General features: G+C 33.1%; 10 protein-coding genes. All 10 read left to right on the forward strand.

The genetic code is table 11. The features are described 5' to 3' along the window. The first annotated feature begins 26 nt into the window (after positions 1-26). The 10 genes from EPK97_RS05760 to EPK97_RS05805 all read left to right on the forward strand — a co-directional run bounded on the left by EPK97_RS05760 (position 27) and on the right by EPK97_RS05805 (position 12445). The gene (locus tag EPK97_RS05760; RefSeq protein WP_162035653.1) at positions 27-731 is read left to right on the forward strand and encodes a response regulator transcription factor; all 705 of its coding nucleotides are present in this window, start codon (positions 27-29) and stop codon (positions 729-731) included. Next, on the forward strand, positions 728-1762 hold the full coding sequence (locus EPK97_RS05765; protein WP_162035654.1) for a sensor histidine kinase: 1035 nt from the start codon (positions 728-730) through the stop codon (positions 1760-1762). The genes EPK97_RS05760 and EPK97_RS05765 overlap by 4 nt, the downstream gene beginning before the upstream one ends. A 367-nt stretch (positions 1763-2129) precedes the next feature. Then, complete coding sequence (locus EPK97_RS05770) at positions 2130-2492, forward strand: YybH family protein (RefSeq protein ID WP_162035655.1); 363 nt, start codon at positions 2130-2132, stop codon at positions 2490-2492. Between the two features lie 690 nt (positions 2493-3182). Then, the gene (locus EPK97_RS05775; RefSeq protein ID WP_240903706.1) at positions 3183-3899 is read left to right on the forward strand and encodes a DM13 domain-containing protein; all 717 of its coding nucleotides are present in this window, start codon (positions 3183-3185) and stop codon (positions 3897-3899) included. 17 nt (positions 3900-3916) lie between these two features. Beyond that, on the forward strand, positions 3917-5209 hold the full coding sequence (locus EPK97_RS05780) for a molybdopterin-dependent oxidoreductase (protein WP_162035656.1): 1293 nt from the start codon (positions 3917-3919) through the stop codon (positions 5207-5209). A gap of 306 nt (positions 5210-5515) precedes the next feature. After that, positions 5516-6817, forward strand: coding sequence for a DUF418 domain-containing protein (locus EPK97_RS05785; RefSeq protein WP_162035657.1), 1302 nt, complete (start codon positions 5516-5518; stop codon positions 6815-6817). A 42-nt stretch (positions 6818-6859) separates the two neighbouring features. Beyond that, positions 6860-8038, forward strand: coding sequence for a phosphopentomutase (gene deoB / locus EPK97_RS05790; RefSeq protein WP_162035658.1), 1179 nt, complete (start codon positions 6860-6862; stop codon positions 8036-8038). A gap of 38 nt (positions 8039-8076) precedes the next feature. Continuing rightward, the gene (locus EPK97_RS05795; protein ID WP_162035659.1) at positions 8077-8913 is read left to right on the forward strand and encodes a purine-nucleoside phosphorylase; all 837 of its coding nucleotides are present in this window, start codon (positions 8077-8079) and stop codon (positions 8911-8913) included. 184 nt (positions 8914-9097) lie between these two features. Then, positions 9098-11125 carry a DUF5050 domain-containing protein gene (locus tag EPK97_RS05800; protein ID WP_162035660.1) on the forward strand — a complete coding sequence of 676 codons (2028 nt, stop codon included), beginning with the start codon at positions 9098-9100 and terminating at the stop codon, positions 11123-11125. Between the two features lie 18 nt (positions 11126-11143). After that, on the forward strand, positions 11144-12445 hold the full coding sequence (locus EPK97_RS05805) for a pyrimidine-nucleoside phosphorylase (protein ID WP_162035661.1): 1302 nt from the start codon (positions 11144-11146) through the stop codon (positions 12443-12445). The last annotated feature ends 241 nt before the right edge of the window (positions 12446-12686 follow it).

Below are 12686 nucleotides of genomic sequence, written 5' to 3' on the forward strand. Positions count from 1 at the left end.
ATATTGAAAAAAATAGGAGTAATGTTATGGATTATACGATTTTAGTTGCTGATGATGAAACAAATATAACTGATGTTTGTTCTAGATATTTAGAAAGAGAAGGCTACCACGTAATTACTGTTAATGATGGAGATGCTGCCCTTGAAAAGTGGAAAAAAATATCCCTTGATCTGATTATACTTGATTTAATGATGCCAGGAAAAAATGGATGGCAGGTATGTGAAGAAATTAGAAATCAGGATGATATTCCGATTATCATGTTAACTGCTAGAGCTGAAGAAATGGATCGAGTAATGGGGCTTACAATGGGGGCGGATGATTATTTAACAAAACCGTTTAGTCCTAGGGAATTAGTACTAAGGGTAAAAGGGATTTTACGTAGACAGCAGCGTGTAGTAACTCAAACTTCATCCGAGCCTGACTTGATTCAATTTTCAGGATTAGAAATTGATGTGAAAAAAAGAAGTGTAATGGTCGACGGTAAAGCGATCGAATTAACATTAAAAGAGTTTGAAGTTTTACTGTTATTGTCCAGTCATCCTAATCAAGTCTTTTCAAGGGATCAACTATTGAATAAAGTATGGGAAAGTGATTATGTTGGAGACATGAACACAGTTACGGTACATGTACGAAGATTAAGGGAAAAGATAGAGCCTGACGCTTCAAAACCAAAGTATATAAAAACGGTATGGGGTATTGGATATAAACTTGAAGGAAGTACTGAGTCATGAAGCTGCGAACTTATTTATTTTTAGCTAATTTCATTAGCGTTGGTTTTATTCTTTTTTCTTTATTTTATGTGTATGATCATATGAAATTAACGCTTGATGATTTTATTTTGTTAAGCTCAGTCACAGTAGGTGCTAGTTTACTTTCATTTATCATCCATTTTATTGTTATGCATCCGGTACAAAAATCTTTGCGACTAATTACACATCAAGCAAAGAGAATTTCTGTAGGTGATTTTCAGGGTGAAGTGCCTGATATTGGCCCGAAGGAATTTAAAGAATTAGCTTTACAATTTAATGACATGAATAAAAAACTAGATGAAAGTTTTCAAAAAATAATACAAACTGAATCCTCTAGAAGGGAATTAGTTGCTAACGTTTCTCATGATTTAAGGACACCCCTCGCATCTATTCAATCCTTTGTAGAAGCACTTCAGGATAATGTCATTCAAGATAAAAACAAAATGAATGAATATTTAAATACAATACAATTAGAAAGCAAACGTTTGGGGAATTTAATTGATGATTTATTTCATCTATCAAGGTTAGATGCAGGTGCAGAAAAGTTTGAACCTGAATCTATTTTTATTGATCCCATCATTATTGAAACACTGCAAGGGTTTGCGATTCAATTTGAAGAAAAAGGATTAGACATATCCGTAAGCATGCCTGATGATTTACCTCGTTTATCCGTGATGCCTCATAAAGTTATTCGTGTTTTACAAAACTTAATTGGAAACGCAATACGACATTCACCAAATGGAAGTACTATTGAACTTTCTGTTCAAAATCTAAACGATAAAAAAGTATTAGTTTCAGTCAAAGATCAGGGGGAAGGTCTACTAGCTGATGAAAAAGAAAAAATATTTGAACGGTTTTACCGTACGGATAAATCAAGAAATAGATACAGTGGAGGTTCTGGACTTGGTTTGGCAATCGCTAAAGGAATCATAGATCTACATGGTGGAGAAATAGGGGTTGAAAGTGTAGAGGGGGAGGGAAGTCGTTTTTGGTTTACATTGCTTAAAAATTAAACTCATTACTTTTGTCACCTCCAAAAGTGACTTGTTCTAATTGTTTGTTCATCAAATGTTCTTTATAATAAGGAATGGATTGAGATTTAGATTTTTTATAAGGAGTGATGCATCATGAAAGTGAATAAAAAAGCTATTTATTATATATATAAAAACAACATAAAAAGAAAAGGGACTATTTCGTTTTGTTACTACGGAAGTTTCTAAAATATATTTATTGAAAAAATAAGGGAGGAAAAACGTTATAGAAAACACGTAACATTATAAAACTCCAAATCAAGCTTTTTAGCTTATTTTAAACTATATATTATCAATGAAATTTTATTTAAATAACGGGGTTGTATAAGTTTTTAATAACGTTGTTTATATGAATTTTTCTGAAACATTGCAAGACCATTTACATGCTATCTCAAATAAAGATTTACCTCGTTTTTTACTAACTGTACATTCTGATATTACACTTGTACTTCCAAATGGGAAATATATTGATCATTATGAGGAATTTGAAAAGTTTCATGAGACTTGGTTCGCAGACGAGGACTGGAGAATACAATTTGAGATCGTTAAAGTGTTAGAAACAAATGAGATGTCCTCAACATTACTTAGTGTTATTTATAATGATCTTGATCAAGAACAAAAACCTTATCAAAAAAAGTATTATCTACAGCTTTTATTTAAAAAAGAAGATGACAAATGGTTGCTCATTTTTGATCAAAATACTTTCATATAATAACAATTTTAGTCATTTTCCTATAACTAGTTTTGAATTCAACAATGGTGGAAATTGCCATCCTTGAAAATTGAGCAATAGTGTGGGTTGCTCTAAAACCGTCCTTTTAGGACGGTTTTTCAAGTTGTGTGTCCAGCATGTTTGCAATCTGTAGGGTGAAAGTTCAAGAGCTTCGAAGTTAGCAGGAAATGTAATAGGGCTAGAAATAGAGGGAATTCTTGGTCTTATTGTAATAAAATGAACTCAAATTAGAAAATAGAGGAATCTCGTGGTCTTATTTCACACAAATTCACATCAAATCACCATATCTGGGATAAAAACATCAATATAAGACCAGTTTTTCCTGCTATTTTTTGAATCTCCTTAAAAGGTACAGAATAAGACCGTCATTTACCTTTATTTTAAAGAATAATAATGGGAAAAATTATAAATTATTTGTGACATTCGCTCATAATGTGATCTTTTATTGTTTACTTAATGGAACAGCTTTTATTTGAATTAATTAGTTATTCGTACACTAGTTCATTGATAGCTTGTTAACAATGTACTAACTCTTACTAAGTTAGGAGAACGCTACTTTATTATTGTTTTTCTATGTAATACTTATTTAATATTTAAGTTATTTTTAATTAAGATGTATCATTTATACTTCATCTTATAGTTAAAACAAATTGAGAGGATGAAGAAAAAATGAAATTTACAGCACAGAAAAAAATAATACTAGGTGTGGTCATTGTAGCAGTATTAGGAGTAGGTTGGTGGTTAGCTTCTCCATTGTTTATTGATAAACAAGTAAGCGAACCTCTTCCATTATCAAGTGGAGCGTCCTCAGATGACATGAAAGATAAAGAAATGATGGACGATGAAATGAAGGATGGAATGGAAGACAAAGAAATGATGGACGATGAAATGAAAGATGGAATGGAAGACAAAGAAATGATGGACGATGAAATGAAGGATGAAATGGAAGACAAGGAAATGATGGACGATGAAATGAAAGATGGAATGGAAGACAAAGAAATGATGGACGATGAAATGAAGGATGAAATGGAAGACAAGGAAATGTCCGAAGATGAAATGGTTGATCTTAGTTTTTCAGGTAGCTTTGTAGATGCTGACAGCACTCATTCAGCTTCAGGAGATGTATTTACAGTAAATACAGATGACGGTGTATATTTACGTTTTGAAAATTTTGAAGCAACAAACGGTCCTGATTTATATGTATATCTAGCTAAATCTGGTGAGGAAACCTCAGAGGGAGTTAGATTAGAAAAACTAAAAGGAAATGTTGGAGATCAAAACTACTTACTTCCAGAAGGTGTTGATTTATCTGAGTATGATAAAGTGGTTATATGGTGTAAAGCATTTGATGTAGATTTTGGTTATGCTGAATTATCCAAATCATAATATTGGATGTGATTTAATTGAAAAACAAGTTTAATTGGTTTAAAATTCCATATGGAAAAAAACTAAGAAATCTTCATAAATGGAATGCTTGGGTTATATTGATTTTAGCCATCACCGGAGGGGTATTATATATCCCCTCCATCCGAGGTGATTTAGGCTGGGTTCGAACGATTCTGAAGGAATTTCACATTTATATTGGGTTTATATCCATTTTATTATTGGTGATGTATATTCCTTATTTATTTAAACATATTAAACAACTAGGAAAAAAAACAAATCAGAAATTTAATTTAGGTGTTGTTTTATTCCTTATTATAGGTTGGAGTTTATCAGGATTAGTATTGTGGCAATATAGAAACTTGCCACCTGCTTGGACAAATACAGCATTGTTTTATCATGATTTATTAACTTGGATCGGTATCCCTTATGTGATTTATCATTCCATCACAAGATTAAGGTGGTTAAATAAGAAACGAACAGCTTCCAAGAAAGAAGACCAAATTGTTCCTTCCGATCAAGAAATGAACGATGAAACTAAAGATAATAACGATATTCAAAAACGAATTGCAATGTGGATAGAAAAATCTCCCATTTCTCGTCGCAGTTTCATGAGAGTATCCGTAGGAACATTGTTAATACTAGGAATTGGTCCATCCTTTTATAGATGGATGAAAAAAACGCTGGATACAGGTGGCTCGGATTTAACAGAATTCACTGCAGGAGATGGCAATCGAATGTTGCCAGCACCAACACCACTTCCTGATTCTCAAAAGGTAATTGGAGGGGGAAGTCAAGGAAATTACAGAGTTTATACAGTCACAGAAATTCCATCTTTCTCATCAGACTCATGGTCATTTACGATTACAGGATTAGTTGGTAAAGAGTTGACTTGGAATTGGGAACAATTTTTAAAAATACCGAGGAAGGTCCAAATTAGTGATTTTCACTGTATAACCGGATGGTCTGTATACAGTAATACTTGGGAGGGCATCCCATTATCTCAGCTATTAGATTTGGCGGGTATAAATTCGAAAGCAAAATACGTCAAGTTATATTCAGGAGATGGTGTATATACCGATGCTTTATCTTTAGAACAGGCTAAATTAGATGATGTCATGGTAGCTGTGTTATTAGATGGAAAACCAATTCCACAGAAGTTAGGAGGTCCAGTAAGGTTAGTGGTTCCACAAATGTACGCGTACAAATCAGTGAAATGGCTGCAAGCAATAGAACTTATTGAAGAGGAGCACTTGGGTTACTGGGAAGTACGAGGATATGAAAATGATGCTTGGGTAAAGGGGAGAGCTTGATTTAACACCAAGCTTTTTCCTCATTTAAATCCAGATGTTGTAGACTGCCATCTGATTCATCCAATAGTCAAATTATGCTATAACGAGTTCACTTCATGTAATGTAATATCATTTCTCCTCAATATTAAAACCCTCTTTTTTTTAGTTATTACTAAACTTTTCATATTTTCATTGTACACAATATCTTCGAGATAAAATTCATAGGTCAATATTACCCTAAAAAACAATGATTTCTCCAGAGTAAAAAGTGGAGAAATTTTGTACTTTATAAGTAAATTGATTACGTTTTGGGGAGGTAGTGATATAATGAAAGATCAAAATGAAAAAACACATCTATTTCAAAAAGTCGGATTGGAAGGAGACGAAGTTCATATTTTACAGAAAAAAAAACCAACACAACCACAGGAAAGAGTGGTGATTTTGGATATACTAAGAGGTTTTGCAATTTTAGGAATCCTAATATCCAATATGCCATATTTTCAGTCACCTCAGATATATAATGATTTATTAGTGGATAAGATTTGGATTCACGCTTGGGATCCATATATAGATAAGTTGTATGTGGCATTAATCAAAGGAAAGTTTTATACAATGTTTTCCTTTTTATTTGGTCTGGGTTTTATTTTATTTATACAACGAGCAGAGAGGTCAATAAATAAACCTCGAATTTTATTTGCACGCAGAATGTTGGTTTTATTAGGGATTGGTATTATTCATGCGATTTTTATATGGTGGGGAGATATTCTTGTTATCTATGCTCTAATTGGATTTATATTATTGTTTTTTTATAAATCTTCTCCAAAAGTGCTTTTAACATGGGCAATTGGTTTAGTCACTGTTTATAATGTTTTAAATTACTTGTTAGTAAGTCTTATGGTTCCAAAGGAGAACGCAGTTGATACAGGCAGCATCACACATGCATCAAACGGAATATTGGAAAATATGAAGTCTTCATTAAATCATTATGGAGAAGGGACTTTAACTGAAATTATATTACAAAATATCAATGACTGGTTATATATTTTTCCTTCTAGTATGATCTCTGCATTGTTTCTGATTTTACCTATGTTTTTATTAGGGGCTTATTTTGGAAAGCGGAGTATTTTTGTTAGGATGAATGAACATCTTTACCTTTTTAAAAAAATATGGATTTGGAGTTTGATATTTGGATTTACATTACAGATGGTGAAATTGTGGGCATCTAATTATTTAACTGCAAATCCAGAATCAATATACACTTTTTGGTATTTTGTAGGGGTTACAATTGGAGATCCGCTAGTTTGTTTCTTTTACCTTACATCTATTGTATTATTATTTCAGAAACAGGTTTTTAAAAATCTATTTACACATATCAGCAGAGTTGGACGAATGGCATTAAGTCATTATCTATTTCAATCTGTTATTTGTTCCTTTATTTTCTATAATATTGGATTAGGTCTATATGGTGACATAGGATTTGGTTTGGGTCTATTAATAGCTTTAATCATTTATAGCGTACAGCTTTGGTTTAGCTTAATTTGGTTCAAAAAATATCAATACGGTCCACTAGAGTGGATATGGAGAATGTTAACTTATGGTAGTAAAATCAGAATAAATAGGGGAAAATAGGTTTTTAAATGGACTTTCATACTTACATTAGGAGGAAATCAGATGAGTTACAAACGTATAGCGTTAATCGTATTAGATAGTGTAGGCATTGGAGAAATGCCAGATGCAGAACAATTTGGAGATAAAGGTGCACATACTCTACAGCATATTGCGGAGCAAGTGCCATCTTTTTCCATACCGAACCTAGAGAAACTTGGTCTAGGTAACATAACTCAAATGAGTGGGATTCAAGCAACTTCAAACCCATTGGCACATTACGGAAAAATGGAGGAAGCCTCTGTTGGAAAAGATACAATGACAGGTCATTGGGAAATCATGGGTTTAAAAGTAACTATCCCTTTTAAAACGTATCCAGATGGTTTTCCAGAGGAATTATTAAAACAGTTTGAAGAAAAAACAGGAAGAAAAGTCATTGGGAATAAACCAGCTTCTGGTACTGAAATATTGGATGAGTTAGGCGAGCAACAAATGAAGGAAGGAGCTTGGATTGTTTATACTTCAGCGGATAGTGTATTTCAAATTGCTGCTCACGAGGATATTATCCCATTAGAGGAATTATACAAAGCATGTGAAATTGCAAGAGAGTTAACTTTAGAAGATGAATTTGTGGTTGGGAGAGTTATTGCTCGTCCGTACATAGGTGAACCTGGTAATTTTAAACGTACTGCCAATCGCCATGACTACGCCCTCAAGCCACCTGCACGTACAGTGATGAATGAGTTAAAAAATGAAAATAAGGACAGTATTGCGATTGGGAAAATAAATGATATTTTTTCAGGTGAAGGCGTGACTGAATCTTATCCGACAAAAAGCAACCTAGATGGTATTCAACGTACAATTGAAGTTTTGAAAAAGGATTTTAATGGAATGGTATTTACAAATTTAGTTGATTTTGACTCACTTTATGGTCATAGACGAGATCCTGCTGGTTATGCCAAGGCACTCGAGGAATTTGATACTTATTTACCACAGATTATGGACGAAATTGGGGAAGAAGATTTGTTGGTTATCACAGCAGATCACGGGAATGATCCTGTTCATCACGGTACTGATCATACAAGAGAATACGTACCATTATTAGTATGGAATCCTACATTCTCAGCAGGTAAATCACTAAGTATACGCTCAACATTTTCGGATATTGGTGCTTCAGTAGCAGAAAATTTTAATGTTAAAAAACCAGAAAACGGAACATCGTTTTTAAATGATTTGAAAGATTAAAAATAAAATCTATTATGAATAATGAGGGGTGTATAGCTATGAGTAATGAAATAAGAAATTTTAGTAGTGAATATATTAAAGAATCAGCAAACTATATCAAAGGAAAACTAAAACAATCACCGGAAGTTGGACTTATTCTAGGTTCTGGATTAGGTGTGCTTGCAGATCAAATTGAATCTGCTATGGAGATTCCTTATGAAGAAATTCCTCATTTTCCTGTGTCAACAGTTGAAGGTCATGACGGGAAGTTAGTCATAGGTTTATTGGAAGGTAGAAACGTTCTTATGATGAAAGGTCGCTTTCACTTATATGAAGGGTATACTGATGAAGTAGTAACATTTCCAATTAGAGTCATGAAGGAGTTAGGGATTAAGACACTTGTTGTGACGAATGCTGCGGGGGGAGTTAATACTTCATTTGAGCCAGGTAATCTTATGTTAATTCAAGATCATCTTAACTTTACAGGCAAAAATCCGTTGATTGGACCTAATGATAATGAATTAGGGGCTAGATTCCCTGACATGTCTGAAGCTTATAGCAAAAGGTTAAGAGCAATTGCAGAATCAGTGGCAAGTGATTTACAAATTAATATACAACAAGGTGTTTATATCGGCTTACTTGGTCCTTCCTATGAAACTCCAGCTGAAATTCGTATGTTGCGTATATTAGGAGCTGACGCAGTTGGAATGTCTACAGTTCCAGAAGTGATAGCTGCTAGACATGCTGGTATTGAGGTGCTTGGTATTTCCTGTATTAGTAACATGGCTGCAGGAATTTTAGATCAACCATTATCTCATGATGAAGTAATGGAAACAACTGAAAAAGTAAAAGAACAGTTTTTAGGGTTAGTTAAAGGTATCCTTCCTAAATTGTAAAAGGAAATTAAGATAAGAAGAAAAATTCCCTCAAAATGACCAAAAATAAAATTTTATGCAACTTTTTACATGGAAAAATCGTACAACTATATATAAGAGAAATAGATATTCATAAAAGGTGTATTTTCTAAAAATATAGAGATGCAATTTATAATTGTAAAACCTGGTCATGGAGAGGGAAACAATGAAAAATAATGAAGTTGAAGAGAACAAGAACAAAGAGAAAAAAGTCAAAAATAAAAAAAAGATTTATATTCTAATTCTAATTTTAGTTTTAGTTTTAATTATAAGTTTTATTGGTTGGTGGTTGTATCCTACACAAGAAGCCGAAAAACCTCATACTCCACCAGAAGTTGAGGAGGGTTCAATGGAAGACCTTCCTCTTCCTTTTCCTTTTCCAACATATGAACTACTTGTAGACAATCACCCAATACAACCAGAAGAAAATTTGGATGTATTTGAATCAAGTAACATCATTTATGATGGGAATGATACTTATTACCGGAATGAATTAGATGATTGGAAATTGTACGTATTACATAATGGAGACCAGGAGCCAAAAATAGTAATCGATGAAGCAGTTTATTTTATGGCTAAAGTAGAGCAGAAAATACTTTATACACAATCAAATGAGCTTGGTATCTACATGATTGATACTGATGGATCAAATAAAGAAAAAATAACGGATGATTCTTCGCACCAGTTTATTGTACAAGGTTCGTGGGTATATTATGTGAATGCTTCAGATCATCATAAGTTAACCAAAGTTAAACTTGATGGAACTGATAAAGTAGTATTGTCTGAAGACGAAATACACAGCTTTTTGATTCAAGACAATTGGATCTATTATGTAAATCGTTCAAATGAATTAAATTTATATAAGATGAAAACAGATGGAACCTCTAAGTTGTTAGTAATTAGGGACTCTGTCACAAATATTAAAATGTTAGATGATTGGATTTATTATTTATCTGAAAATAATATTTATAAAGCAAATCCGGATGGAATGGATCTTGATATAGTCTCTAATGAATACATTCAGTTTTTTCAAATCTCCGAAGGCTGGATTTATTATCGTACAGAAGGAGTAGGAGGCAACTTATGGAGAATGCAGCTAGATGGTACTAACAAAGAGCAAATTTCTATTTCAGGATATGACCTCGATTTTATAGAAATTTGGGACGAGTGGGTATTTTACTATAGCGCTTTCCTAAATAAAGAACTGTATATTTTAGATGAGAACTCAAAAAAGATCTCAGAAAAAGACGTAAGTAACTTGTTTGTACATAATGGCTGGGTATTTTATCTAGATAATAATGATTTTAATAAGTTATACAAAATGGAATTAAACGGTGAGAATGTAAGGAATATTGTTGATTCAAGCGTTACAGAATATGATATTTATGAAGAAAAAATATACTATAGAAATGCTATGGATGAAAACAAGCTGTATGAGACGGATTTATTGGGTGGAAATAATGTAAGTGTAATAGATCAAAGACTTTTACAATATGAGATCTATAATGATCAGTTGTATTTTATTGAAGATAATGAACAACAGCGATTGTTCCAATTTGATTTGAAAACCAAACAATTGACTAAAATTACAGATGAGCAGGTTACCCAATTTTATATTTTAGATGAAAGGATTTTTTATACTTCACAAGAGGGTTCTAATATTGTTGATTTGGATGGATCTAATCTGCTTAAATTAACAAGTGGTTACTTAGAGAACCCTAAGATTCTAGATGATTGGATTTATTATGTTGGTTATGACGAACATGAAAATTTATACAGAATAAATCTAGATGGAAGTGAGCAGACAAAACTGACTACAATTAACAAGAATAATTACATAATCTTGAACGATTGGATTTATTATATTGAAGATTGGAAGTTGCATAAAATAATGCTGGATGGCTCGGAAAAAATAAAAATTAGTGATCAGTCAGTGAGTTTATTATTGTCAATAGAAAATGATTGGATATATGCCTCATCCTCTTTAAGTGCGAGTCCTGTTAGTGTGTATACAACTGTATTTAAAGTGAAAACAAATGGGAGATCATATGAAGAACTAATCAATGGATATATTGAAGACTTAGAGATTACAGAAAAAGGCATATTATTTACAGAAAATCAAGAAAGTTATCGTACTTTTAAAGTGAAAATTGATGGTTCTAATGAAAGTGTTTTATTTACACCAACACCATAACAAAGGAGATACACAAACATGAGAATGGTTGATTTGATTTCTAAAAAAAGAGAAGGTTTATCTTTATCTAGAGATGAAATTCAATTTATGATAAAAGGGTATACGGAAGGAACCATCCCTGATTATCAAATGTCAGCTTGGGCGATGGCTGTATTTTTTCAAGGATTAGATATCAAAGAAACTTCCGACTTAACAATGGAAATGGCACGCTCTGGGGATCAGGTTGATTTGTCAGGAATACAAGGCATTAAAGTAGATAAACATTCTACAGGCGGTGTAGGGGATAAAACAAGTTTAATTGTTGTTCCATTAGTTGCTTCAGTAGGAGTTCCAGTTGCAAAAATGTCAGGTAGAGGACTTGGTCATACAGGAGGAACGGTTGATAAATTAGAGTCTATTGAAGGATTTAAGATCGAGTTAACTAAAGAGCAGTTTTTTCAAAATGTAAATGATTTCAAAATGGCACTTGTTGGACAAAGTGGAAACTTAACACCGGCAGATAAAAAGTTATATGGATTGAGAGATGTAACAGGAACTGTAAATTCGATGCCCTTGATAGCAAGTTCCATCATGAGTAAAAAAATTGCCTCTGGTGCAGATGCAATCGTTTTGGATGTAAAGGTTGGAGCGGGTGCATTTATGAAATCTTTAGAGGATGCCAAAGAATTAGCAAAAACGATGGTTTCTATCGGAAATCATTTAAACAGAAAAACGGTAGCAGTAATTACAGATATGAATCAACCGTTAGGTTTTGAAATAGGTAATGCAAATGAAGTGAGAGAAGCGATTGAGGTTCTAAGCGGAAAAGGAGAAGAGAGATTAACAAAAGTGTGTTTGACACTAGCATCTCATATGGCCGTAGCTGGTCAAGTTTTCCCTGATTTCAATACAGCATATCAGAAGCTTGAAGAAATATTAAGAACTGGAAAAGCTCTTGAAACCTTTGCGAAATTTATTGAAGCTCAAGGTGGGAATTCACAGGTAGTAACTGAATCTGAAAAACTGCCTCAAGCCCAATATCACATCGAAGTAACTGCTGAACAAGGAGGATATATTGAAGAAATCAATGCAGAAGCGATGGGGAATGCAGCGATGTACTTAGGTGCAGGCAGAAAAACAAAAGAGGATCAAATCGATTATGCAGTAGGAATTTCTTTAAAGAAAAAAGTAGCCGATGAAGTAACGGCTGGTGAAGTAATTGCATTGATTCATAGCAATAGCGAAAATGTACAAGATAGTTACGAACTAATAAAGCAATCTGTGAAAATTTCTTCTGATAGAATAGAGGAATTACCAATCATTTATGAAGTAGTTGAGTAACAGTAAATAAAAATAATGGCAAGTTGGAAAAAGAGGTTGCATTCTCGTTGGAGGAATGCTTTTCTCTTTTTTTTTAATCACGTATCAACATTCCGTAAAACTCCCTCTTCTCAAAGAGGGAGATAACGGACTCTAGAAACCAAGAAAATGGATTACATCTAAATTCTGGTCACGACCTGTGACCAACGATGCATCAGTACATCCTGTACTAGTCTAACTTTCAGTGGGGAAAGATGAAAAC

Origin of the sequence: Chengkuizengella sediminis, from assembly GCF_010078385.1 — a bacterium.
In the GTDB taxonomy this organism is placed as follows: Bacteria; Bacillota; Bacilli; order Paenibacillales; family KCTC-33759; genus Chengkuizengella; species Chengkuizengella sediminis.

Coding starts and splice junctions, on each gene's coding strand:
- EPK97_RS05760 (WP_162035653.1), top strand. CDS start 27: ATGGATTATACGATTTTAGTTGCTGATGATGAAACAAATATAACTGAT.
- EPK97_RS05765 (WP_162035654.1), top strand. CDS start 728: ATGAAGCTGCGAACTTATTTATTTTTAGCTAATTTCATTAGCGTTGGT.
- EPK97_RS05770 (WP_162035655.1), top strand. CDS start 2,130: ATGAATTTTTCTGAAACATTGCAAGACCATTTACATGCTATCTCAAAT.
- EPK97_RS05775 (WP_240903706.1), top strand. CDS start 3,183: ATGAAATTTACAGCACAGAAAAAAATAATACTAGGTGTGGTCATTGTA.
- EPK97_RS05785 (WP_162035657.1), top strand. CDS start 5,516: ATGAAAGATCAAAATGAAAAAACACATCTATTTCAAAAAGTCGGATTG.
- deoB (WP_162035658.1), top strand. CDS start 6,860: ATGAGTTACAAACGTATAGCGTTAATCGTATTAGATAGTGTAGGCATT.
- EPK97_RS05795 (WP_162035659.1), top strand. CDS start 8,077: ATGAGTAATGAAATAAGAAATTTTAGTAGTGAATATATTAAAGAATCA.
- EPK97_RS05800 (WP_162035660.1), top strand. CDS start 9,098: ATGAAAAATAATGAAGTTGAAGAGAACAAGAACAAAGAGAAAAAAGTC.
- EPK97_RS05805 (WP_162035661.1), top strand. CDS start 11,144: ATGAGAATGGTTGATTTGATTTCTAAAAAAAGAGAAGGTTTATCTTTA.